The 23,851-nt window shown below is 61.8% G+C and carries 25 protein-coding genes and 1 pseudogene; 6 read left to right on the forward strand and 20 right to left on the reverse strand.

Annotated elements, in window-relative coordinates:
• Nucleotides 1-52: 52 nt before the first annotated feature.
• Nucleotides 53-1,174, forward strand: coding sequence for an AI-2E family transporter YdiK (ydiK, locus tag ACSQ8V_RS33935; protein WP_213766021.1), 1,122 nt, complete (start codon nt 53-55; stop codon nt 1,172-1,174).
• Between the two features lie 1,088 nt (nt 1,175-2,262).
• Here the strand turns inward: ydiK and ACSQ8V_RS33940 are convergent.
• From ACSQ8V_RS33940 to ACSQ8V_RS34020, 17 genes and pseudogenes are all read right to left on the reverse strand, one after another.
• A complete protein-coding gene (locus ACSQ8V_RS33940; protein ID WP_213763020.1) occupies nt 2,263-2,586 on the reverse strand; it encodes a chaperone modulator CbpM in 324 nt (107 codons plus the stop codon).
• Between the two features lie 11 nt (nt 2,587-2,597).
• Entirely contained in the window at nt 2,598-3,530 is a 933-nt protein-coding gene (locus ACSQ8V_RS33945) for a DnaJ C-terminal domain-containing protein (RefSeq protein WP_213763018.1), read from the reverse strand.
• Between the two features lie 240 nt (nt 3,531-3,770).
• Complete coding sequence (locus ACSQ8V_RS33950; RefSeq protein ID WP_436208743.1) at nt 3,771-5,078, reverse strand: NRAMP family divalent metal transporter; 1,308 nt, start codon at nt 5,076-5,078, stop codon at nt 3,771-3,773.
• 15 nt (nt 5,079-5,093) lie between these two features.
• A complete protein-coding gene (locus tag ACSQ8V_RS33955) occupies nt 5,094-6,056 on the reverse strand; it encodes a F0F1 ATP synthase subunit gamma (protein ID WP_436208744.1) in 963 nt (320 codons plus the stop codon).
• Nucleotides 6,053-7,648 (reverse strand): F0F1 ATP synthase subunit alpha, encoded by a 1,596-nt coding sequence (locus ACSQ8V_RS33960; RefSeq protein WP_213763013.1) that lies wholly within the window; start codon nt 7,646-7,648, stop codon nt 6,053-6,055. Before ACSQ8V_RS33960 ends, ACSQ8V_RS33955 begins: the two co-directional genes overlap by 4 nt.
• Nucleotides 7,645-8,379, reverse strand: coding sequence for a F0F1 ATP synthase subunit delta (locus ACSQ8V_RS33965; RefSeq protein ID WP_436208745.1), 735 nt, complete (start codon nt 8,377-8,379; stop codon nt 7,645-7,647). The genes ACSQ8V_RS33960 and ACSQ8V_RS33965 overlap by 4 nt, the downstream gene beginning before the upstream one ends.
• 13 nt (nt 8,380-8,392) lie before the next feature.
• Entirely contained in the window at nt 8,393-8,641 is a 249-nt protein-coding gene (locus tag ACSQ8V_RS33970) for a F0F1 ATP synthase subunit C (RefSeq protein ID WP_031359402.1), read from the reverse strand.
• Complete coding sequence (locus ACSQ8V_RS33975) at nt 8,638-9,336, reverse strand: F0F1 ATP synthase subunit A (protein ID WP_213763010.1); 699 nt, start codon at nt 9,334-9,336, stop codon at nt 8,638-8,640. The genes ACSQ8V_RS33970 and ACSQ8V_RS33975 overlap by 4 nt, the downstream gene beginning before the upstream one ends.
• The gene (locus ACSQ8V_RS33980; protein WP_436208746.1) at nt 9,333-9,611 is read right to left on the reverse strand and encodes an N-ATPase subunit AtpR; all 279 of its coding nucleotides are present in this window, start codon (nt 9,609-9,611) and stop codon (nt 9,333-9,335) included. Before ACSQ8V_RS33980 ends, ACSQ8V_RS33975 begins: the two co-directional genes overlap by 4 nt.
• Nucleotides 9,608-9,931 (reverse strand): AtpZ/AtpI family protein, encoded by a 324-nt coding sequence (locus ACSQ8V_RS33985; RefSeq protein ID WP_436208747.1) that lies wholly within the window; start codon nt 9,929-9,931, stop codon nt 9,608-9,610. Before ACSQ8V_RS33985 ends, ACSQ8V_RS33980 begins: the two co-directional genes overlap by 4 nt.
• Entirely contained in the window at nt 9,928-10,371 is a 444-nt protein-coding gene (locus ACSQ8V_RS33990; protein ID WP_436208748.1) for a F0F1 ATP synthase subunit epsilon, read from the reverse strand. Before ACSQ8V_RS33990 ends, ACSQ8V_RS33985 begins: the two co-directional genes overlap by 4 nt.
• Nucleotides 10,368-11,897, reverse strand: coding sequence for a F0F1 ATP synthase subunit beta (gene atpD / locus ACSQ8V_RS33995; RefSeq protein WP_436209243.1), 1,530 nt, complete (start codon nt 11,895-11,897; stop codon nt 10,368-10,370). Before atpD ends, ACSQ8V_RS33990 begins: the two co-directional genes overlap by 4 nt.
• A gap of 314 nt (nt 11,898-12,211) precedes the next feature.
• On the reverse strand, nt 12,212-14,185 hold the full coding sequence (acs, locus tag ACSQ8V_RS34000; RefSeq protein WP_436208749.1) for an acetate--CoA ligase: 1,974 nt from the start codon (nt 14,183-14,185) through the stop codon (nt 12,212-12,214).
• A gap of 329 nt (nt 14,186-14,514) precedes the next feature.
• Nucleotides 14,515-15,300 (reverse strand): fumarate/nitrate reduction transcriptional regulator Fnr, encoded by a 786-nt coding sequence (gene fnr / locus ACSQ8V_RS34005; protein WP_213763004.1) that lies wholly within the window; start codon nt 15,298-15,300, stop codon nt 14,515-14,517.
• 84 nt (nt 15,301-15,384) lie between these two features.
• The gene (locus tag ACSQ8V_RS34010; protein ID WP_213763002.1) at nt 15,385-15,783 is read right to left on the reverse strand and encodes a response regulator; all 399 of its coding nucleotides are present in this window, start codon (nt 15,781-15,783) and stop codon (nt 15,385-15,387) included.
• Between the two features lie 181 nt (nt 15,784-15,964).
• Entirely contained in the window at nt 15,965-16,612 is a 648-nt protein-coding gene (locus ACSQ8V_RS34015; protein WP_213763001.1) for a response regulator, read from the reverse strand.
• Nucleotides 16,609-17,973: pseudogene (locus ACSQ8V_RS34020) on the reverse strand (histidine kinase); the annotation flags it as partial. The pseudogene ACSQ8V_RS34020 and the gene ACSQ8V_RS34015, both read right to left, overlap by 4 nt.
• Nucleotides 17,974-18,097: 124 nt before the next feature.
• On the opposite strand from ACSQ8V_RS34020, the gene ACSQ8V_RS34025 reads away from it, so the two are divergent.
• Nucleotides 18,098-18,595 (forward strand): universal stress protein, encoded by a 498-nt coding sequence (locus tag ACSQ8V_RS34025; protein ID WP_436208750.1) that lies wholly within the window; start codon nt 18,098-18,100, stop codon nt 18,593-18,595.
• 79 nt (nt 18,596-18,674) lie between these two features.
• Here ACSQ8V_RS34025 and ACSQ8V_RS34030 read toward each other — a convergent pair whose 3' ends face one another.
• Both ACSQ8V_RS34030 and ACSQ8V_RS34035 read right to left on the reverse strand, forming a co-directional pair.
• On the reverse strand, nt 18,675-19,184 hold the full coding sequence (locus ACSQ8V_RS34030) for a universal stress protein (protein WP_213762997.1): 510 nt from the start codon (nt 19,182-19,184) through the stop codon (nt 18,675-18,677).
• Nucleotides 19,185-19,224: 40 nt separating this feature from the next.
• The gene (locus ACSQ8V_RS34035; RefSeq protein WP_213762996.1) at nt 19,225-20,055 is read right to left on the reverse strand and encodes a universal stress protein; all 831 of its coding nucleotides are present in this window, start codon (nt 20,053-20,055) and stop codon (nt 19,225-19,227) included.
• Between the two features lie 344 nt (nt 20,056-20,399).
• Between ACSQ8V_RS34035 and ACSQ8V_RS34040 the strand changes: the two genes are divergently transcribed.
• Nucleotides 20,400-21,437, forward strand: coding sequence for a zinc-dependent alcohol dehydrogenase family protein (locus ACSQ8V_RS34040; protein WP_436208751.1), 1,038 nt, complete (start codon nt 20,400-20,402; stop codon nt 21,435-21,437).
• A gap of 110 nt (nt 21,438-21,547) precedes the next feature.
• Entirely contained in the window at nt 21,548-21,784 is a 237-nt protein-coding gene (locus ACSQ8V_RS34045) for a hypothetical protein (RefSeq protein ID WP_213762992.1), read from the forward strand.
• Between the two features lie 16 nt (nt 21,785-21,800).
• On the opposite strand, the gene ACSQ8V_RS34050 is transcribed toward ACSQ8V_RS34045, so the two are convergent.
• On the reverse strand, nt 21,801-22,319 hold the full coding sequence (locus ACSQ8V_RS34050) for a sensor histidine kinase (RefSeq protein ID WP_436208752.1): 519 nt from the start codon (nt 22,317-22,319) through the stop codon (nt 21,801-21,803).
• Between ACSQ8V_RS34050 and ACSQ8V_RS34055 the strand changes: the two genes are divergently transcribed.
• Nucleotides 22,298-22,963, forward strand: coding sequence for an OmpW family outer membrane protein (locus ACSQ8V_RS34055; protein ID WP_213762988.1), 666 nt, complete (start codon nt 22,298-22,300; stop codon nt 22,961-22,963). The two genes, ACSQ8V_RS34050 and ACSQ8V_RS34055, sit on opposite strands and share 22 nt — an antisense overlap.
• Nucleotides 22,964-23,123: 160 nt before the next feature.
• The gene (locus tag ACSQ8V_RS34060; RefSeq protein WP_436208753.1) at nt 23,124-23,816 is read left to right on the forward strand and encodes a CBS domain-containing protein; all 693 of its coding nucleotides are present in this window, start codon (nt 23,124-23,126) and stop codon (nt 23,814-23,816) included.
• Nucleotides 23,817-23,851 lie beyond the last annotated feature (35 nt).

Below are 23,851 nucleotides of genomic sequence, written 5' to 3' on the forward strand. Positions count from 1 at the left end.
GTCTGGAACGCGCGTTCAGGCACAGCCAGGATATTCTTGTCAGGAACACGAAATGACCCCGCGTCAACCCGTCGATATTGCCCGCATTCTGTTCGTTATTGTCATCCTGTCCGCGTTGACGATCGGCAGCCTCTATATTCTGCGGCCTTTCATTCCCGGCCTCATCTGGGCGACCACCATTGTGGTTGCCACCTGGCCCGTGATGCTGGCGGTGCAGCGCCGAGTCGGCAATCGCCGATGGATAGCTACTGCAGTGATGCTGATCATCTTGCTGGTCGTGATCGCGCTGCCGCTCTATGAGGCCATTTCGACACTGGCCTTGCACGCGGGCGACATCATGGGAGCCATCAAGGGCCTGCCCAGCTATGCACTGGCGCCGCCGCCCGGCTGGGTCGGCGAGGTTCCGCTGGCCGGGCAGCGTGTTGCGCGTGAATGGCAGACCTTGTCGGACGCCGGGCCGGGTGGCCTGCTGGCGAAGCTGGAACCTTATTTGACGATCGTCGCGCGCTGGATGCTTGGTCATGCGGCGGCCGTGGGCGTGTTCGTGATTCACATGTTCGTCACGATCATCATTGCGGGCATTCTCTATAGCCAGGGAGAAGCAGCGGGCCGCTTCGTTACGCGTTTCGCAACCCGGCTTGCTGCCCAGCGTGGTGCGGAAGCTGTCAAGCTGGCGGGGCTGGCGATTCGCGCGGTTGCGCTTGGGATTGTCGTGACGGCGGTGGCGCAGTCTGCACTGGGCGGGATCGGTCTGTGGATCGCTGGCGTCCCTGCTGCCGGGATATTGACCGCGGTCATGCTGATGTTGTGTCTGGCACAGATCGGGCCGTTGTTGCCTTTGCTTGGCGGTGTTGCGTGGCTTTTTATGCATGACTCGACTGTTGCCGCGATTTTGCTGCTGATCTGGTCGGTTGCGGTCGCCATGCTCGATAGTTTGCTGCGGCCGATTCTGATCAGGCGTGGGGTGAACCTCTCGATGCTATTGATTTTGGCCGGTGTGTTGGGCGGCATGTTTGCGTTTGGAATTGTCGGTCTGTTCGTCGGGCCGGTGATTCTTGCGGTTACGTCGACGCTTCTTGAAGCATGGATCAATGAACCTGCGCCCATAGTCGTTGTTGAGGCTGCGCAAGGTGATCGAGTGGCGACTGAAGGGAATGTGAAAGACTTCTCGTAGTGGTGGGGGGAGGGGGCTGGGCGGTGCTTGATGTGTCGGGGGGGCGGTTCTGGGGTTAGTGGTCGGGGTCAATGCCGGGTTGCTGCTTTCGGCGTTAGCGGCTTGCATGAGTCGGATTTTCTCTTTATCACTATTAGCCACTGTGCGTGGCGGCACGTCATTTCTTTGTCCAAAGCGACAAAGAAACGAAGCAAAGAAAACGCTTTTAAACCACGCTACCCTAAGTGTCCACAGCGTGCAGTTTTGATTCATAGGTGCCCCAAAAGCACGGTGCTCGCCAGAGCGACGGATGTGTGAACCCCTCCTTCTCGCGAATCCTGACACGAACACGCTTCGCCCCGTACGCTCTCGGGCAAGCACAATTGCTAAGGAACCCGCACGGCCCTACGGGTATTTACGGCTGCGGTTTTTTGACAGGTTAGCCACCTGGTCTGTGCGACCGTATTCGTTCGCCACAGCTTCATACGTGTTTGTGTTTACTGCTTCAGTTTTTGTGAATTGGCTGCGCGTTCTGTACAGCTATTTTCGTCGGTTACGGCCGCCCGCGTCTTCGCGACCTCATTTTCAGCAGGGTTGGCGACGTGGTTCGAGGCGCGTACACATTTGGAGGGTGGTCGTCCGCGGATAGCGCGGGGTGGTCCTTGGGCAGGTTCAATCACTGGTGGCGAAGCGTGTGGGTATCGGTGTTCGGAGAAGGAGGGGTTCACACATCGGTGGCTCTGGCGAGCACCGTGCTTTTGGGGCACCTATGAATGAAAACTGCACGCTGTGGACACTTAGGGTAGCGTGGTTTAAAAGCGTTTTCTTTGCTTCGTTTCTTTGTCGCTTTGGACAAAGAAATGACGTGCCGCCACGCACAGTGGCTAATAGTGATAAAGAGAAAATCCGACTCTCGCAGACCACTAACGCTGAAAGCACCAACCCGGCATAGACCCAGAACCGCTACCCCGGAACCAGGCAACCCGGCATCAACCCCGACCACTAACCCCAGAACCGCCCCCCCCAGGTATCAACCCCAACCGCTAACCCGGGAACCTAACACCCCAGCACAACCCCCACCCCGAGTGCGAACGAAAACCCCAACACATTTATCGAGGATGCCCAAGCCGCGCTTTCGTTGCATATATTTCGGCTTGCAGTTCATCAATACGCTGCAACAACGACAATGCCAGTGCAAGACCTCTCCGGTCGAGTTCGAAATCGTCGCGTAGCCGCCTTGCCGTCTTCACGGTCACGACGTAACGCAACTGAAACATGCGTGTCGATGTGCCAGTGTCCACCGGCTTGATGACATCGGTATCAATGAGATCTTCAATTTCTTCAATCGATAACCCCGAGACCTCCGCCAGATATTCAACCTGGCAAACGTCCACGTCGTTAAGCCAGACCGACTCGCTCAATGGTGTGCTCATGGCTTTGCTCCTTACGCGAAATGTTTGCGCGGGTTGAAGTTCGATGCCGCCGCCAATTCTTCCAGCAACTCGTGTTCTCGCGCGCTTACCGTCTTCGGCACTTCTATCCTGACCACGGCATACAGCGCCCCGACGCTGCCATCGGCCGACGCCAGTCCGCGTTTGGCAAGCCGCAACTTCTGCCCGGCAGTCGTGCCCGGTTTCACGTTGAGCTCCACGGTGCCCGCCAGGGTGGGTACATGTACGCTCGCCCCCAACACGGCTTCCCAGGGCGCGAGCGGCAGATCGATATATAAGTCACGGCCATCGGGCCGATAGAGATGATGCGGCTGCAACACAAGCGACACATACAGGTCGCCGGCCCGTCCGCCGTTAAAACCCGGGCCGCCCTTGCCGGCCAGCCGCAGGCGCTGACCGTCTGCCGCCGATTTGGGAATGGTGATTCGAAAGGTCCGCGGCACACGATGCGCAAGGCCATTGGCGTCGTACTCAGGAAGCTCGGCGCTCAGCTCGATCTCGTCTCCGCGATGGATCTGCTCAAGCGTTACCGGCGCGGCGATCTCGTAGTCCTGCCCGGGAACCGGAAAGCTTTGTCTGCGATGACTTCCCCCGCCGCCGCTACGGCCAAAGGCTGAAAAAAGATCGGCGAGGTCGACGTCGTCGAGACCGGCTTCACCCGTATGGAAATGCTGCTGCCAATCGGGTGGCGGCGTGAACGATTCGCCGGCCGGATGTTTGCCGAGGTTGTCGTAGGCTTCGCGCTTTTCCGGATTCTTCAGCGTGGCATACGCTTCGGCGACGTCCTTGAATTTCGCTTCGCTGTCCGGATCGGCCGAGACGTCGGGATGATATTTGTGCGCAAGCTTGCGGTACGCCTTCTTGATGTCCGCCAGTGTCGCGGTGCGCTCGACTCCCAAGGCTTCGTAATAGTCCTTGAATTTCATTTGAGACCTGAAAGAAAAGTAGAACGGGTTTTCGTCTGAACTGAGGCGTCGCGACGGCGTGCCGGGTCTGCCGGGTCGCGTCTCCCAGCTACCTCGATCAATCACGTCGTTAGCAGAGTGTAGGTCAATGCGGCGCAGGACGGGAAGTAGCTGACGAGTGTTCAACCACGGGCCAACCACGCGCCGGCAGCACGCGAGCCTTAGCAATCCGCGCACCCGCGGCGGCACAACAGCGCAACGTCAGATCGAGGTGACCACCATGCCTACCGAGATCACCAGCATGACCGCCGTCGCTATCCAGCCCAGTGCGCGCAGCCAGCCCCTGGCCGCAAACTTTCCCATGATGTCCGCACGGCCCACTATTTTCATCATCACGAACATCACCGGCACGGCGACTACGCCGTTGAGCACCGCGCTCCAGTAGAGCGCCTTGATCGGGTTGATCGATGTGAAATTAATGACCATGCCGATCAGCGTAGCCACCGCGATGGTCGCGTAAAAGGCCTTCGCTTCCTGCATTTTGCGGGTGAAGCCCACAGGCCAGTCCCGCGCTTCGCCAATCGCATATGCCGCCGACCCGGCAAGAACTGGCACGGCCAGCAAGCCGGTTCCGATCAGCCCGACCGTGAAAAACAGCGCGGCGAACGGGCCGGCTATCGGCCTCAAAGCCTGCGCCGCTTGCGCTGAAGTTTCAATATCGACGATACCGCCCGCATGAAGGGTCGCCGCCGTGGTCGCCAGGATGGCAAGCGCGACCAGGTTGGACAATCCCATGCCGGCAAGCGTGTCGACCTCGATACGGCGGAGCGCCTTGGGACCTTGTTCGGGTGAGTCGAATAGATCGAGCCGCCGCGGATGCACGCGCATGTCCTCGACTTCCTCATCGGATTGCCAGAAGAACAGGTAGGGGCTGATCGTGGTGCCGAACACCGCTACGACGGCAGTGAGATACGCCGATGTCCACACCGGACGCGGCAAGAACAGGTTGCTGGCGAGTTGGCCCCAATTGACGTGGGCCACCGCCAGCACGGCGAAATACGCAAATAGCGACAGCGTGAACCACTTCAGCACCGCTACGTAGCGCGTGTATTGCAGCAAGAGCTGCATCGAGACGCAAATCACCGAGAACAGCAGCACGTAGAGCCACTTAGGACCTGGCAACAAGAGCGCAAGGGCATCTGCCATCGCCCCCAGGTCCGCGCCCAGATTGACTATGTTCGCAATCAGCAGAAGCGCTACGATCCACTGCAGCAGCCACGTGGAGTAGTGCATACGAAGCACGCCTGCAATGCCGTGTCCCGTCGTGCGCCCGATGCGCGCACTGATCATCTGGATAGCGACCATCAGCGGGTAGCTGAACAGCAGCGTCCACGACAATCCATAGCCGAAGGCCGCGCCCACCTGACTGTAGGTGGCGATGCCGCTAGGGTCGTCGTCGGAGGCGCCTGTGATCAGGCCTGGCCCCAGCACGCCGAGCAAATGGGGTTTGGTCGGGCCGATTACCGGATCGCGGTCCTCTGCATCGTATTCCTGGGAAGGCTCGTCCATGATGGCTCGGTGGTGTCAGAAGGAGGGGACGGAGCCGTTCCCGCAGTGCCGGGTCGGTTCAGGGCGCGTCTTTTTTGAAGGTCTGTCGGCGGCGATGCTTCCTGCGGAAAGCTCCACGATCTCCGACGTGATCTCCTCTTGCCTCAGCCGGCGAAAGTCGCCGGTCAATGCTTCGAGCTTGTCATGCACGTTCGTGCGTGCAGCGATCATCGCCCGCATGCGCGCTTCGTTTTCTGCGGCGAACGACAGCATGATGGCCTCGCAAAGCTGCGCGAAGATGTATTCCTCCGCGAGCTGCGATAACAGGCGCTGCGGCGCAAGATTAATGAGCGGCGGATTACGGCGCGCGATTGCCGGCGACGATGATGACGTAGCCGATGACGTAGCAGAAAAGCGCCCGTAGTCGAACGGCAACAGGGTCTGCTCCACGGTCTGGACACTGGCCGTCGGGTTCGGCGTTGCGTGGATTACGCTCACGCGAGTCGTCCGCCCGGCGACCAGGCGCTGGAACAAAACACCGGTGAGGCGATCGGCGAGTGCAGGTACTTCGTCGGCGTGCGTGATCATGGGCGCGGACCAGCCGACGTTCAGCCCGCGTTCCGTCGCCGCCACGATCCCGCGGTCGCCGAGCACCAGGTATTCTGTCCGAACGTACGCAGTACTCGACGCAAGCGCCGCATCGATCACATGCTCGTTGAACGTGCCGACAAACCCCTGTTCCGCGCACAGGACTATCACCATGGCCCCGTCGCGCTTTGTGTCTGCGCCTGCGGTTTCGTGCGACGCATGATCGTCGATCAGCAGCAGCGCGTCGCCAATCGCCGCGCTGACTATCCGCGCGCACGCCCGAATGCCGTCCAGACGGCTGCGCGCTTCACGCGAGCGCGCCGCAGCGATCCCACGCATTGCGCCGACCACGGATTCAAGCCCGTGTACGCCATTCATGCGCGCCTGAACTTCGCTGAGTTTATTGCTCATGTCGGTGCGGCCTCGGGCTTGGTTTCCGGCTTGCCCTCGGCCGGAGGCGTTGCGCTTACTTGTACTGCAAGGTCGCGCACGGCTGCGACCAGTCCGCTCAACGTGGCCTCATCGAGCGTCCCTGTGGCAACAAGCGCGGCGCTCGCCGCAGGGCCGCCGTGCGCATCCAGATGTCCTGCAAGACGGGTGCGAACCGCCGCAATGCAACTGACTGGCAACGCGTCAAACACGCCATCGGCGAGCGCCGCCAGCAGCGCGATTTCATCGACCGGGCGCAGCGGCGCAAAACGCGGCTGCGTGATCAGAGCGCGAATGCGCTGGCCCCGATCCACTTGCGCCTTCACTCTCGGCTCCATCGCGCCGCCAAAACGCGTGAACATTTCAAGCTCAAGGAATTGCGAATAATCTAGCCGCAGACGCCCTGAAACTTTCCTCAACGCGGGCAATTGAGCCTTGCCGCCGACCCGGCTCACGCTCAGGCCGACATCCACGGCGGGGCGCTGATTAGCAGCGAAAAGCGCGGCGTCGAGCATGATCTGCCCATCGGTAATGGAGATCAGGTTGGTGGGAATGTAAGCGGACAAATTGCCGGCATCGGTCTCCGCGACCGGCAACGCGGTGAGCGATCCGCCGCCCAGTTCCTTCGACAGTTTCGCCGCGCGCTCCAACAACCGAGCGTGCAGGTAGAAGATATCGCCGGGATACGCCTCGCGGCCGGGCGGTTCGCGCGTGAGCAGGGCGAGTTCGCGATGTGTGGCGGCATGCTTGCTCAGGTCGTCGATCACGATGAGCGCATGTTGCCCGCGATCACGAAAATATTCTGCGATGGAGAAACCGCTGAACGGCGCGATCCATTGCAAGCCCGGGGAAGCTGCCGCCGACGCGACCACGAATACGCATCGCTCGGGCGCGCCGTGGCGGCGCACGGCATCGATTACCCTCTGCACGGCGGTAGCACGCTGACCGATCGCCACGTACACGCAGATCATGTCGGTGTGCTTCTGGTTCACGATCGTGTCGATGGCAATCGAGGTCTTGCCGGTCGCCCGGTCCCCGATGATCAGCTCGCGCTGACCACGGCCGATTGCAAACAACGCGTCGATCAGCAGGATGCCGGTGGCGACCGGTTGCGCGACCAGATCCCGGTCGATGATGGAAGGGGCCGGCCGCTCGATCGGCAAGTGCTTCTCGGCGGGCACGGGTTCGTCGTTGTCGAGTGGCCTGCCGAGTGGATCGACCACACGCCCGAGCAGTCCGGGACCCACCGGCACTTCCACCACTTGCCCCGTGCCAGTGACGCGGGAACCGGCGGAAATCGCATCGCCGTCGTCGAGCAGGACCGCGCCGATAGCATCGGCGTCCAGTGTGAGCGCAAAGCCGAAGCGGCCACCCTCGAAGCGCAGCAGTTCGTTCAGGCGCACATCGGGCAGGCCGGAGACCGAGGCAATGCCGTCGGACACGTGTTCAACGCGGCCGACGGTTTCCGCCTGCGGGGCAAACTGAGCGCGTGCGAGGGCGGCGCGGCTGCTGGCGAGCCAGTCGTTGTCTCCTGCGTTGTCTCCTATAGCGAGGTCGGTTTTAATGAGTGTCATGAGCTGAGGAGTTCCATTTTCAGGCCGGCGAGATCGTGGCGAAAACTGTTGCGCACGAGTGCGTGCGGCGCTTCCAGTTCAAGTCCTGCAATCACGGCGGGATCGACTGTGACCTGAACCTGCAACGGATGACCTAGCGCCTGCGTGAACGCAGTTTGACATGCCGCCAGTTCATCGTCGGTGAGGGCGCGAGGCACGATCAGATGCACCGGTTCATCGTCGCCGGTCAGTTGTGCCCGGGTAGCCTCGGGCAGCGCGGCGAGCTCACGCGCGAGTCCATCGATGAACCCCGCGATCCGTGCCTCGGCGGGCAGGCGATCGAGCAGCCGCGCCGTGACATCGAGTGCGAATTGCGACGCGCGATCCGAGTCGGCTGCGGCGGCCTCGCGGCGGCTGGCAACGATTGCGGTCTGTGCCGCCGTGCGCATCTGTTCCGCGTCTGTGCGTGCCGCGTTCTCCAGCGACGTCTTGAGCTGCGCGGCTTCGGCCGTTGCCGCTTCGAGCAGATGCGCGCGTTGCGCGGCAAGTTCAGCGCTGTCGGCGGCGGCCTTCTGCTGCTCACCGAGCGCCGCGGCTTTGGCTGCGGTGGCATCGGCCATCAGCGCCGCGGCTGCGTGCTGGCGCTCCGCCACTATCTTCGCCACTGGGCGAAACAGAAAGCGCGCCAGCAACCAGACAAGCACCAGCGCGTTGACGGTCTGTAGCAGTAGAGTCCACCAGTCGATGTGCATGATCAGCGCGTGCTCACTTCACGAACGGATTGGCGAACAACACGAGCAGGGCGATCACCAGGCAGTAGATCGCCATGGTTTCGATCATCGCGAGGCCAACGAACAGCGTGCGCGAAATCGTGCCGGCCGATTCCGGCTGCCGGGCGAGCGCGTCCATCGCGGCGGCAACTGCGCGGCCTTCGCCGAGCGCCGGTCCTATTGCGCCGAACGAGACGGCAAGCGCTGCCGCGAGAATGCTCACCACCTGGATTAGATTGTTCATTGCTGGCCTGCCTCTTTGCTGGAAGTTTTTGTGGAGTTTTCGGCTAGCGCGGCGCCAATGAAGACCATCGCGAGAACCGTGAAGATGTACGCCTGCACCGCGCCGGTCAGAAGGTCGAGCGCCATCAGCGGGATGGGGACCAGCAATCCGGCGAGCGACAGTACGATGCCGACGACGAAGACACCGCTCATCACATTGCCGAACAGACGCACGACCAGCGAGAAGGTCCGCGTGATCTGCTCGACCACGTTGAGCGGGATCATGATCCACGTGGGTTCGGCAAAGGTGGCGAGGTAACGGCCCAGGCCGCGCGTGCGGATGCCGTAGAAAATGGTCGCGAAGAATACGATCAGGGCCAGCGCGGCATCGGTTTCCACGTGAGCGGTGGGGGGCTCGACACCGGGCAGGAGTGAAGACCAGTTGCTGACCAGAATGAACAGAAAGAGCGTGCCGACCAGCGAGCGATAACGCTCGGGCTCGGCTTGCATGGTGTCGCGAATCTGGTCGTCTATTGTGCTGACCAGCAGTTCGAGCACCGTCTGTACTTTCGATGGCGTGAGCGACAAGCGGCGCGTGTACCACGCGGCGCCGCCAGCGAGCAGGGCCATGATGACCCACGTCGCCACGACCGGCGATGATACGTCGATCGGTCCGATATGGAACAGGGTGGCAGTGACGAGCGGCGAGGCGATCATGGCGTCACCTGGACGCGTCGCAGAACAAAGCCGCGCGCCAGCAGCAACCCGGCCGCGCCGCATAGCAACGGCCACGCGCCCAGTTTCGCCAGGATACCGAATAAAACCGCCACCCCGGCGAGGCGCAAGAGTTGCAGGCCGATTGCCTTGGCCGGCGTGCCGGCGATCAGCAACCGGACGTTCCAGCGCAAGGTGGCGAAGTGGAGCGCGCCGGCCGCGAGGCCGACACTCACACCAATCACGATCTGGGCTGCGAGTGGTAAGTGATGTGTCATTGCCGATCTCCCCGGGTTTGCCGATGCATCCACTTCCACGCAGACCACAGTCCGACGGCGGCACCTGCCATTAATAACGGCGCCGAGAAAAACACGCCGGTGTTGAAGTACCGGTCGAGCCAGTGGCCGATCACCAGCCCAAGCAGCGTCGGCACGACGATGGTCCAGCCGAGAATGCCGATCTGACCGAGGCGGGTTCCAAGCGATGGTTCCGGCTCTTCCCGCGCTTCACGTTCGCGCCGCACGGCTTGCTGTGCGGCATGCGCCATGCGGTCGGCGTCACGCTTGGAATCGATATCGTCAGGCGAGGGCTGAGTCACGGTCCTGCTCCGTCCGCCGGTCCCGCGCCCGGGCGCAGATACCGCAATAACTGCCGCACGGCTTGCGCATGAAGACGCGTTTCGTCTACGCGGGCGCGCCGCACTGTATCGAGCTGCGCCGCGCGCGCGGCATCGACTTGCGCCTCAAGTACCTCGAGTGATGTGCCGCTCGTGCCCATCACGCCTTCGCGGCACGCTATCGATATCTCGTGTCCGCCCGACACGCGCAGCACGCCTTCCTTCACGGCGCAAAACTGTTCGATGCCGTCAGCCTCGTGCCATCGCAGCACGGACGGCGCGAGCACGGTCAGGAACGCTGCATGGCCGGGCAGAATGCCGAAACTGCCGGTAGCGTCCTCGGCGCGTAGCGCGACGACTTCGGTACTGTCGAACAGCACGCGCGCCGGCGTGGCGATAGTCAAATGCAGGAGCGCGCTCATGGTTCGACATGCCCCGCTGCGGTCTTGATGTTCGCGTTCTCAGGCGGCGTTGACGACGCCGCTTCGCGAGTGCGGGCTTCATCGAGTGTGCCGATCATGTAGAGCGAGCTTTCCTGCCAGGTGTCGCACTCGCCGGCGAGGATCGCCTTGCAGCCGGCGATGGTATCGGCAACCGCGACGGAGCGGCCGGGCACGCCTGTAAACGCCTCCGTGACGGTGAATGGCTGGCTCAGGAAGCGCTGCAGGCGGCGAGCCCGTCCAACGATGCGACGATCGTCCACGCCGAGTTCCTCGACACCGAGCAACGAGATCACGTCCTGCAGTTCCCGATAATGTTCGATGGTCTTGCGCACTTCGATGGCGACCGCAGCATGCTCGTCGCCGACAAAAGCCGGGTCAAGCAGGATGGACGACGAAGCGATCGGATCGATGGCGGGATACATGCCCTCGGCGGCCATCGAGCGCGACAGGACGATCATGCTGTCCACATGCGCCGCGATGGTCGTCACGGCCGGATCGGTGAAGTCGTCCGCCGGAACGTAGACGGCTTCGATCGCGGTAACCGACACGCCGCCGACCGACACAATGCGCTCCTGCAGCGCGGCCACTTCGCTTGCGAGCGTCGGCTGGTAACCAACCCGCGACGGCAGCCGGCCAAGCAGGCCTGAGACCTCTGCGCCGGCCTGGACAAACCGGAACACGTTGTCCATGAGCAGCAGCACGTTCTGGTGACGTTCATCGCGAAAGTATTCGGCGACGGTGAGCGCGGTCAACGGCACCCGCCAGCGCGCGCCGGGCGGCTCGTTCATCTGGCCGTAGACCAGCACGGTACGCGGCAGCACGCCGGAATTGCGCATGTCGAGCAGCATCTCGTGGCCTTCCCTTGAACGCTCGCCGACCCCGGCGAACACCGAGATGCCTTTATAGCGTTCGACCATTGCATGGATGAGCTCCATCACGAGCACGGTTTTACCCACCCCGGCGCCGCCGAAGGTCGCGGCCTTGCCGCCCTGCGCGAGCGGGGTCAACAAGTCGATGACCTTGATCCCGGTCCAGAAGATCTCGGTGGCCGCGCTCTGCGACGCAAACGGCGGCGGGGCGCGATGAATCGGGCGGCGCGGGACGTCGTCGGCGAAAGGTGCGCCGCGGTCTCCCGGCGTGCCGGTGACATCGATCAGGCGTCCGAGCATGGCTTCCCCCACCGGCACGAGGATCGGCCCGCCAGATGCACGCACGGCCGTCCCGCGATTTAGCCCGTTGGTCGACTGCAACGCCAGCGCGCGCACCGTGCGTTCATCCAGATGAGCCTGCACTTCCGCGATGATCGGTGGTCCGCGATCGGTGAAGATGGAAAGCGACTCTTCAATCAGCGGCAACGGGGCGTTATCGAAAGCGACATCCACGATCGCACCCCGTACCGCGACTACGCGGCCCTGGGGTCCTTCCACCGGGGCAGCGGGCGCGGGCTCGACACTCGTCTGGCCGGCGAGGCTTGGCAGCGGTTCGACCGGACCCGCCTTCTCCATGCCGCCCGTTGGTGGAGGGTTGTCAAGGGTGGCGACTGGGTAGCGAGTATTCAATTTGCTTCCTTCAGGCGGGGCTGCTGTCACGCAACTGAAAAGCGCGTGCATCGCGTTGTTTGCCGTCAATGTGAAGTGCGCGTGGCGGTCCGAACACGAAGCGCATCTGGACTGCTGCCAACATAGGATGAATAGCGCCGGCGAGAGTCAACTGTATCCACAGGCACGCCCGGACGGTTGATTTGAATCAAGCGCATGGAGGGGTATGCGACCGGTATGGGCACCGTGCCGCCCATACCGGTCATGGCGCTCACGACACCTTACGCAGGGTCGGCAAACTGCGCGATCACCTGCGGATTTTCAATGGTCGACGTGTCTTGCGAAACCGCTTCGCCCCTCGCGACCGAGCGCAACATCCGGCGCACGACCTTTCCGGAGCGCGTTTTCGGCATCGCATCGCCGAAGCGGATTTCCTTTGGTTTTGCAATTGGACCGATCTCTTTGCCGACCCATGCGCGCAATTCGTTGGCGATACGTTTCACGTCGGCACCGGCGGGCCGTGGACCTTTCAGCACGACGAATGCAACGATGGCTTCCCCGAAGGTTTCATCGGGGCGGCCAACGACCGCCGCTTCGGCGACCAGCGGGCAAGATGCCAGGGCCGACTCGATTTCCATCGTGCCCATGCGGTGACCCGATACATTGAGTACATCGTCAACGCGGCCGGTGATCGTGAAATAGCCGGTGTCGGGGTCGCGAATCGCACCATCTCCGGCGAGATACAGATTGCCTCCCAGTTCGTCGGGGTAATAGCCTTTGCGAAAGCGCTCCGGGTTGCCCCAGACGGTGCGGATCATCGACGGCCAGGGCTTGCGGATGACCAGCACTCCGCCTTGCCCGTTCGCGACCTCATTGCCGGTTTCATCGACGATCGCGGCATCTATGCCGGGCAGCGGCAGCGTGCAGGAACCAGGCACGAGTGGTGTAACGCCTGGCAATGGCGTAATCATGTGACCGCCTGTTTCGGTCTGCCAGAACGTATCGAGCACGGGGCACCGCCCGCCGCCGACATGCTCCGAATACCACGTCCACGCGCTCGGGTTGATGGGTTCACCGACCGTGCCGAGGATGCGCAACGTGCTCAGGTCGAAGCTTTCCGGATGCACCGCGCAATCCGCTTCAGCGCTCTTGATGAGGGACCGGATGGCAGTCGGCGCGGTGTAGAAAATCGTCGCCTTGTGGCGCTCGATCATGTCCCAGAAACGGCCCGCGTTCGGATAGGTCGGCACGCCTTCGAAAATGATCTGGGTCGTGCCAACGGCGGTCGGCCCATAACAAATGTACGTATGCCCCGTGATCCAGCCGATGTCGGCGGTACACCAGAAGACATCGTCAGGCTTGATATCGAAGGTCCACTTCATGGTGACCGCAGCCCACAGCAGATAGCCTCCGGTGCTGTGCTGCACACCCTTCGGCGCGCCGGTGGACCCGGACGTATACAACACGAACAGTGGATGCTCGGCGCTCACCCATTCGGGCTCGCAGGTATCCGGCTGTGCGTGCTCCAGTTCATGCAGCCATGCATCGCGGCCGCCGATCCATGGAATCCGGCCACCCGTGCGCCGATAGATGGCGACGGTCTTCACGGCGTCCGTGCCGTCCATCGCAAGCGCGTCGTCCACAATGCTTTTCAGCGGCAGTGTCTTGCCGCCGCGAACCTGCTCGTCAGCGGTGATGATTGCTACCGCGCCGACGTTCGTTATGCGCTCATGCAGCGACTTCGCGGAAAAGCCGCCGAACACGACGCAATGCGGTGCGCCGATGCGCGCGCAGGCCTGCATCGCGACAACCCCTTCGACTGACATCGGCAGATAGATGACGACGCGATCGCCTTTCTTCACGCCGCGTGCGCGCAGTGCATTCGCGAGCCGGCATACCCGGTGATACAACGCCTGATACGTGATGTTCGAAACCTTGCCGTCGTCGGACTCGAAGATGATCGCGGTCTTGTTCGCATTGCCGGCGGCCAGATTGCGGTCGAGGCAGTTGTACGACGCATTCAGTTCGCCGTCTTCGAACCACTTGTAAAACGGTGCGTCCCGGTCGTCGAGAATCTGCGTGAACGGACGGCGCCAGGTCAAATGCTCGCGCGCAAGGCGTGCCCAGAACGCTTCGTGATCCTGGCCCGCCTCAGCCACGAGCGCGCGATAAGCGTCCATGCTTTCAATCGCGCTGCGGCCTGCCGGAGCAATCTCCTGGGCAGGGACGAGAGGGGTCGATTCGATGGTAGACATGGTCTCCTCGCTTTAATCATGGATCGTGAGATCGGCGAGCCAACAAGGATCGTCGGTTGACAAGGGGTTCTTGATGAAGGGCTCTTGATGACCCCATGACGCAGCAGGATGGGCACCCCATGCGCTTGTCGAAAAAGCGTGGCCGCTATCCGACGTTATCCGACTATGAGATGTCCAGTGGATATCTCATTGATACAAGTCAAGCGGACAGGTCAGCGCCATGGCTTCACCTACGCTGCGTGATCAGATCGTCCATCATCGGCACGATCAGCATCGCCGAAAGCGGCCGGGTCGATATGAAATTCCATGGGCACGTCCGTTTGCTTCGCTTAAACCCCGGCAAGCTTCTCGCTGTCGAGAATGTGTACCTGCTTGCCGTTTGTATCGATCACCCCTGCGTGCTGCAGCTTGGAGAACATCCGGCTCACGGTCTCGAGTTTCAGCCCGAGATAGCTGCCAATCTCTTCACGTGTCATCCGCAGATTGAATTCCGCGGAAGAGTAGCCGCGCGTTTTCATTCTCGACGACAGGTTGAGCAGGAACGCCGCAACGCGCTGCTGGGCGGTCATGGTGCCGAGCATCATCATGAGCCCGGATTCACGCACGATCTCGCCGCTCATCATGCGATGCACGTGCTGCTGCATGGCCTTCACGTCGTGGCAAAGGTCCTCCAGCAAGTCGAACGGGATGACACACACCTTGCTGTCCTCGAGCGCGATTGCATCGCAATTCTGTTCATCGGAGCATACGCCGTCGAGTCCGAGCGGTTCGCCTGCAATATGAAACCCGGTGACTTGCTCGTGGCCGTCGCGATGCGTGATGACCGTCTTGAAGCAACCGACACGCACGGCGTAGATGCTTTTGAACTTGTCGCCGGCGCGGTATAGCGTCTCGCCGCGTCGTACAAGCCGCGTGGAGCAGACAATCGCGTCGAGCCGCGCCAGCTCGGTCGCGCTCAGGAGAGGCGGCATGCAGATGGAGTGCAACGAACAAGCGGAGCAGTTCGTGTCCGCACGAGCGCCCGGTGGCGGCGAACTCGTGGTGGAGGAGCGTGCCAGATAAGCAAAAGGCGTCGAGGTTGAAGCGGCGGGCGCGCAAGCGATAGCTGAGGTCATGCCTGTCTCCAGAAGAGTCGGACGATCACTGAATGGATGGACTGAGGAGCTGTGCGGATCGGGCGCGCAACGAGTGAGAGACGGTCATGCCGGCTCGCAGCGTATGCGCTCGCGGCGGTGCTTATTGGCCAGTCGCACGATGGTGTCGCGGGCCAGTTCGTACTCGCCGGTCTTGTCGAAGAAATAGCTTGCGCCGGCGCGCTGGCAAGCAGCACGAAATGCCGGTCCCGAATGATTGGTCAACACCATGGTCAGGACAGGCGACGTGGCGCGCGCCAGTGATTCAACGATCTCCATGCCGCTGCCACCCGCCAGATGCGGGTCAACGATCACGAGATCGGCGCGGGTCATGCGGATACACCCCAGCGCCGAGTCCGCTTCTTCGGACTCGCCCACGATCACCACACTGTCCAGCGCGCCAATCAGGGCAGAGAGGCGGCGGCGCACAAGGCCCGAGTCATCGACGAGGAAGATCTTCAGCATGGAGCGCAACCGTTTGAGTTCATGCCTCGAAGTATGTTCGAGGCTATCTCAAAATAAAATCGGCGAGCGGCCAGACATGATGTAGGGGTTTTGGAAGGGCTGTAGGGATCGGACTACACGCTGGCGCCAAGCGTATTGGGCGGGGGTATTCGGGCTTTCAGGCGCGTTTTTAGGCGATCTTTCAGGCGTCGCAGTCGTCGTCGAAGAGCTTGTGGCGCATGGCATAGCGGACCAGCGCGGTGTCGTGCGGCATCTGCATTTTTTCGAGGATGCGCGTTTTGTACGTGCTGACCGTCTTGGCGCTCACCGACAGCGCCTGGGCGATTTGCGTGATCGTTTCACCCGCCGCGATCCGCCGGAATACTTCGAATTCGCGGTCGGAAAGCCGCCGGTGCGGCAGGTCGTCGGCCGGATCGTTCAGGCTTTGTGCGAGCCGCTCGGCCATCGCGAGGCTGACGTACACGCCGCCTGCCGCGACTTTGCTCACGGCCGTGACCAGTTCAGCGCTCGCGCTTTCCTTGGTCAGATACCCCGATGCCCCCGCCTTGAACGCACGCACCGCGTATTGCTGTTCGGCATGCATTGTCAGGACCAGGATGCGCAGCGACGGTTTCTCGTCCTTGATCTGCTTGAGCAGTTCGACGCCGTTCCTGCCGGGCATCGACAGGTCGAGGACCAGCACGTCCGCTGGGGTGGCGCGGATCATCGCCATGGTGGAAGCGCCGTCGCTGGCTTCACCAGCGACCTCCAGGCCATTCGCGCTCAGCAGGATATGGCGTAGCCCGTCGCGTACGAGGGCGTGGTCATCGGCGATCAATACTCGGGTCATTGCAGCGGTTCTTCCTCGGTGTTTTCTGGATTGCTGGAGAAAGGCTCGTCCTGTTGCAAGGTCGCCAGCGGGAATGTCACGGTCACAGCAAACCCTTGTCCGATGCCGGACTCGATCGAGACCGACCCGTCCAGCCCGTGCGCCCGTTCGCGGATGCCGATAAGACCAAACGACTTGCGCCCGGCGTCGGCACGCCCATGTGCGCCTATGCCGTCGTCGGCAATGCGCAGGATGCAGCGCTCACCTTCCAGATACAACGCCAGATTGACATGGGTAGCTTGCGCATGACGCGCCACATTGGTCAGCGCCTCCTGCACGATCCGGAACACGGCGGTTGCGCCGTCGCGGCTGAAAATGGTGTGCCTCGCGTCGATCCGCCGCTCGACGTCAATGCCGTAGCGGTTCGTAAAGTCGATCGCCAGCCAGTCGATGGCCGGGACCAGGCCCAGGTCATCGAGCATCACCGGGCGCAGGTCGGCGGCTATCCGGCGCATCGAGGCGACGGTTGCGTCGATCAGGCGCTGCATGCCGCGCAATTGCGCGCGCGCCTCGGCGTCCGTTCCGGGGCTAAGTTCGAGCGAGGAGATATCCATTTTCAGCGCGGTCAATTGCTGGCCCAGGTCGTCATGCAACTCCCTTGCAATACGGGACTTTTCTTCCTCGCGGATACTCAGCAAATTCGCGGAGAGCTCCCGCAGTTCCTCGTGCGAGCGCTGCAGCGAGCGTTCAGCGTCGACTTGCGCGCTGATGTCGCGCAGCATCACCGTGTAAAGCTTGCCGGTTTCATCGCCGAATTGGGAGATCGATGCTTCGAGCGGGAACTCACCCCCGGTCGCGCGCAGGCCGTACAGGATGCGCCGCCCGCCCATTTGCCGGTCGGACACGCCGGTGACGCCGAACTGGCGCACATGCGCTTCGTGACCGGCGCGAAAGCGCTCGGGAACGAAGCGGGCAAGGGAAGTACCGAGCGCGTCGGCGGCCGGGCAGTCGAACAGACGTTCGGCCATTGGGTTGAACATGACGATTCGCTGGTTTTCGTCGATGGTAATGATCGCCTCCATCGACGAGCGGATGATGCCGCGCAGTCGCGCCTCGTCAAGGCGTGTTGAAGCCGGTGTCGCGGCGTTTGCGGCGTTTGCGGCTTTCGCGGCCTTCGCGCCGTGGCGCCTGAACGCCATGAAGGCGGCGCTCGCGGTGAACAGGAGGGCACCGGCCATGCCAACCATGCCCGTTAGGCGGGTCTGTCGGCTGGCGCCGCGCTGCAATGCGGTCTGCGATGCCGTGTTACGCCGTGGCGCGGACATGGGGTCTCCGGGGAAGGGGGAAATGCGTGCCGCCAGGGTCGGGCGGTTGTGCGGATCATACCGTGCCGCGCCGGACGTGATTTGTGCGGCATACCCCCGGCCGCGTGAATTGATGTGGATCAAGTGGCCGGCGGGCCTGCACACGGACACTGAAGCATGAAGGACATCCGGGGAGCGGGTCATGTACAAACGAATTCTGGTAGCGCTCGACGGCAGCGTCAGCGCGCGCCTTGCACTTGAAGAGGCGCTCAAGCTGGCGCAGGTCGTCGATGCGGAGTTGATGGTGGCGTGCGTTGTCTCGCACGACTTTTGTGATCTTGTGGGCGGGGTTATCGGAGAAGAGGCCAGAGAAGAGGCGGGCGAGGCGGCCGATAGCGGCGCGCATTGGCAGCTCGATCATGTGCGCGACTTGTGCGATCGCAGCGGGGTACGCTGCATTACTCAGATCATTGATGCACACGGCGCAAGCATCCCGGGCGCCCTCATGCAAGCGGCCCAGGCGTTCGAAGCGGATCTTATCGTGATGGGGACCCATGGACCGCGTGGCACGCGCCGGCATTTGATCGGCAGCGTCGCGGAAACAGTTTTGCGTTCGAGTCATGTTCCGGTCCTCACCGTTCGTGACGATCAGCGCGACGATGAACACGGTGCGGCACTCGCGCTCTGGCGCATTCCCTAACGGCCCGACCGGCGGCGCTCATGTGGCGCTCATGCGTCGGGCCGGACCGGGACGGTCCCGCCCTTACTGATAAAGACGCTTATAAAGACGCGTCGGCAACGTCCGGCGTGCTGCTCGCTTTGCGCGGTTCCTTTTTTTCCGCGGAATTCAGCGGTACCAGCAGCACTGGCCGGGTCGAAATCCGCAAGAAACGCTCGGCCACGCTGCCCAGCACGAGCCTGCGCCAGCCGCGCCGCCCGTGCGTGCCCATGACCACGAGATCGGCGCTGAAATCTTTCGCGGCGGCCGTGATCCTTTGGGCAATATCGTCACCCAAAGGATCGACTTCAACGACGAGCGTCGAGCCTTTGACACCCGCGCGCAGCATCTTGGCGGCCGCGTCGGCCAGCACTAGCGCCCCCTCTTTGACAAAAGCTTCGCGTACGAGCGACGGGTCGCAGGCCGGCCCCGAATACATCAATTGCGGCACGTCCACCACATAAACCGGCTTGAGTTCCGCGTCGTGTTCGTGAGCGAGTTCCAGGGCGGCGTCGAGGGCGTGTTCTGACGTTTCGCTGCCATCGATAGGAACGAGAATGCGGTTGTACATGAAGAATCTCCTTGGTTCTAAACCTGGTTCTAAAGCAACATCAATGCGACATCAATACGGGTACGGGCATGGACTCCAGCATGGTGCGCGTCGCGCCGCCCATCACGAGTTCCTGCCAGCGCGAGTGGCCATACGCGCCCATGACGATGAGATCGGCACCCAGGTCCGACGCGCGCGAAATCAGCATGTCGCCCATCGGTACGTCGTTGACGCCGTCGATTGCCGCGACTTCGGCCTTGACGCCGTGCCGGGCCAGCAGGAGCGCGATGTCGGCGCCTGGAATGCGGTTGTCGCCTTGCGACTCGTTGAGCCTGACGACGGTGACCCTTTCGGCGCCCTGCAGCAGCGGCATCGCGTCGTGGACAGCGCGGGCCGACTCGCGGCTGCCGTTCCACGCAACCATGATGTTCGCGCCAAGCGCCGGAAACACCCCGGTGTAGGGAATGAACAGCACAGGGCGGCCCGCGGTCATGACGAGCGTTTCAGGGAAATGATCGGCGATAAATGATTCCGGATCGTCCGGATCGTCCTGTCCCGCCACGACCAGATCCGCGTAACGGGCATAGCGAGGAATCGCTTCGTCCGCGGAATCAGGGTGATCGACCCACTGCCCCGTCACACCCGCGCGCAACAATTCCGCGTGAAAGATCCGTTCGAGCGCGCCATGGCGTTCCTGACGGGTTTTACGGTGCTCTTCGTAATAGTCCGCTACGCCGGCCATGACATAGAAAGAACGCGGGTCTGGAGTAAACGCCGAGAACACGCCGGTCAGGTGCGCGTCGAATTGCCTGGCTAGACGCAAAGCGTATTCGAGGCGTGGATGGGCGCGCGCGCTCATGTCGAGTTGAACGACGATGCTTTTATAGCTCATCGCAGATGCTCCGTTGGTGGGTCGTTGGCGTCAGTGACGCAGTGAGCGGCGGCGTTGCTCCAGACTCGGCTCCGGATTCGGTCCTGGAATCAGTCCGGATATCCGACGCTTACAAAAAGTCTATGAGTTCGCGTTTTTTTCCCGTTGATACAGATCAAGGAGCCGCATCCCGGCGCGTCCTGAAAGGCGCGCGGCCAATGCGATGCTGCGATAGTCACGGCAGGAGCTTCCGCATGCATGTTCTTATCGGTTGATACAGGTCAACCGCGCCCGCGTTCGCCAAGCCTAAAGTTTTGTCGTGGAAGCCTCGTTTCCAAGCATGTCCAGACAAAAGGAGATTGACGATGAAGGCACTCGTGTATCACGGACCCGGCAGTAAATCCCTCGATGACCGACCAATGCCGAAGCTCCTTTCGGCGACGGACGCAATCGTCAAGGTCACGCGCACGACCATTTGCGGTACGGACCTGCATATCCTGAAGGGCGACGTTCCAACCTGCGAACCGGGCCGCATCCTGGGACACGAGGGCGTGGGTGTCATCGAACAGGTAGGCGCCGCGGTTTCGACGTTCAAGCCCGGCGACCATGTTCTTATTTCCTGCATCACGTCGTGCGGAAAATGTGATTATTGCCGCCGTGGCATGTACTCCCATTGCACGACAGGTGGCTGGATTCTCGGCAACAAGATCGACGGCACGCAAGCCGAATACGTGCGTATCCCGCATGCGGAAACGAGCTTGTATCCGATTCCCGCCGGTGCCGATGAAGACGCGCTAGTCATGCTCTCGGACATCCTTCCGACCGGTTTCGAATGCGGCGTGCTGAACGGAAAAGTGCAGCCGGGCAGCACGGTTGCCATTGTCGGTTCGGGTCCCATTGGCCTTGCCGCGTTGCTCACGGCGCAGTTCTACGCCCCGGCGCAGATCATCATGATCGACCGCGATGCGAACCGGCTGGAAGTGGCCCGAACCTTCGGCGCGACCGCGTGCGTGAACAATGCAAGCGGCGACCCGACGGCTGAAATCAAGAAGCTGACCGGTGGCATTGGCGTGGATTGCGCGATCGAAGCGGTTGGTGTGCCGGCCAGCTTCGAGCTATGCCAGTCCATCATTGCGCCGGGTGGCACTATCGCCAATGTGGGCGTACACGGCGTGAAAGTCGATCTGCATATGGAATCGCTGTGGGACCGCAACATCACGATCACGACGCGACTGGTCGATACCGTCAGCACGCCCATGCTGCTCAAGACCGTCCGTTCCGGGCGTCTGGAAGCGGGCAAGTTGATCACCCACCACTTTGCGCTGAACGACGTTCTCAACGCCTACGAGACCTTCGCCCAGGCCGCCGATACGCGTGCGCTTAAGGTGATTATCGAAGCGTAAAAAAGCGGGAGGCGTTCCGCCTTGCCGGCCAGGATGCTGGACGGCGCCGGCACGGGACGATGGTCCGGTTGTCGGGGGGTGTCGGGGGTGGAGAGTAAGGGAGGCATGATATGGCGCTGACGGGTCAAGTGACGGGGGACGGCTGGAGCGTTTCCACCAATAGCATCCCGGTCGACGGCGGTTTTTGCTGCGAAGTGCACGTAGCCCATGGCGGCACGGCGGGTGATTTCACGCATCAGTTCCGGCACTCGAAAATCTTCGCCCGCGAGTGGGAGACGGTACTCGACGGCTTGCGCGAGGGTGTAGTGTGGATCGACCTGAAGCGCGCGAAAACGATTCATCTGTAGGGCGGCACGCAATGACTTAGTGGCAGTCATGGTTCGCCTTGACAGCGTCGACGGGCAAACAGATGCCGATTCGAAATCCGTCGTTCGGCGCGCTGTCGAATGTTATTCGTCCATGTAGCTGGCGGCCCCGTTCCTGTATGCCGAGCAGTCCGAAATTCTTCTTTCCCCGATTGTTATCGAGCGTTGTTCCTTTGCCATTATCCTCGATGCGCAGCCGGAATTCATCTTGCACGACACGCATCTGAACGCACACCCGGGTAGCTTCAGCGTGACGCGTGACATTGGTCAATGCCTCCTGCACCACGCGCGAACCGCAGGGCTGGCGAAAGGGGGTGTTTGCCTGCGATCGATTGTGATACGGTGGGATACGCCGGTTAGGTAGCACGGAATGGGCCCGGCAATACGGATATTGAAGCGAACGATGCAATTCGCGCGGAAAACGCAATACGCCGCACCCTTGTTCTGCTGGTTCGCTGATCCACATCATGGCGCGGTATCGGCTGCATTCGGAAAATGCCGATACGGAAAAGCGCATTCGCGACCGGAAAAACAAGGGGAAAATCCGTGGAAAAGCATTCACTATTTGCAGCGGCGCTGTTGAGCGCGGCTTTATCGGCGGTATGCCTGCCGGCACAGGCCGATCAGGGCGACATTCTTGCGCGCGTCAGGGCAATCAGCATCCAGCCCAGTGTCTCCGCGGGCGGCACGCTGGGAAGTATCGGAACGGGCGTGAACAACGCCATTGTTCCCGAACTCGATTTTGTTTATATGGTGCGCCAGAGTATTGGCGTCGAGTTGATCCTTGCCACGTCGCGTCATCAGGTAACGTCGAACACCGGGGCGCTTGGCGGGGTGAACGTTCTGCCGCCCACGCTCTTGCTTCAGTACTATTTCAACTCTGCGGGCAAGGTTCGCCCCTACGTTGGCGCGGGCGTGAACTACACGCTGTTCTATAACAACGGGCTGCACGCCGGAGATACGCCCGTATCGATCAAGAACTCAAGTTTCGGCCCCGCGCTGCAAGCGGGTGTCGATGTACAGGTCGCCCGCAATCTGTTCGTCAACTTCGACATCAAGAAAATCTGGATGCGCACCAGCGCGACGGCGGACGGTGCATCGCTTGGGTCGCTCAAGATCGATCCGCTGGTAGTCGGCGTTGGCGTAGGCATGCGTTTCTGATGGCGGCACGGTTGACCTGAGTACGGTTGATCTGAACGCGGTTGATCTGAATCATGTCCGCCGCGCGATCCTTCACTAGCATTCTTAATGGCGGCGAGCTCTCATGAGGGTGGTTCAACCCTTGTTCAGGCGCTCGCCCAATCACATTGAGGGGAATACCATGCGAGCAGTCGATGTCATGACCAGGAAGGTCATTACCGTGGGCCCCGGCACGACCGTGCGAGAGGCCGCGCGCCTGTTTGCCGACAATCACATCAGCGGGGCACCGGTCGTGGATGACGAGGGCCGCTTGCTCGGCATGCTCACCGAGGGCGACCTCATCCATAGAGCCGAGATCGGCACGCAAGCCCGGCGCCGCTCATGGTGGCTTGAATTTTTCGCGTCGACGCAGAATCTTGCCGCGACGTATATCAAGGAGAACGCGCGCCTGGTCAAGGACGTCATGACGCCCAAGGTGATCACTGTCAAGGAGACCACGCTGGTGAGTGAGATAGCGGACCTTCTGGAGCGGCATCGGATCAAGCGCGTTCCGGTGTTGTACGACGGAGAGCTGCTTGGAATTGTTAGCCGTGCGAACCTGGTGAAGGCGTTGGCCAGCGTTCCTAAGGACGCAGGCGTGAGCACGCCGAACCCCGACGAGACTTTGCGCGAAGCGGTTATCCGGGAACTTGGCGGTCACCGTTGGGCCGTGGCCGCTGAGAACGTCATTGTGAACGACGGCACGGTTCATCTATGGGGTGTTGTCACCTCGCCCGAGCAAGCGCGCGCCATGTGCATTGCCGCTGAAAAGGTGCCGGGCATCAAGGGCGTGGAAGACCATACCGACGCACCCATGATAATTCCCGCGATGTAATCGTCTACTAAATCTGGCGTTGCTACCTGAACTCA

Origin of the sequence: Caballeronia sp. LjRoot31 (assembly GCF_964253885.1) — a bacterium.
In the GTDB taxonomy this organism is placed as follows: domain Bacteria; phylum Pseudomonadota; class Gammaproteobacteria; order Burkholderiales; family Burkholderiaceae; genus Caballeronia.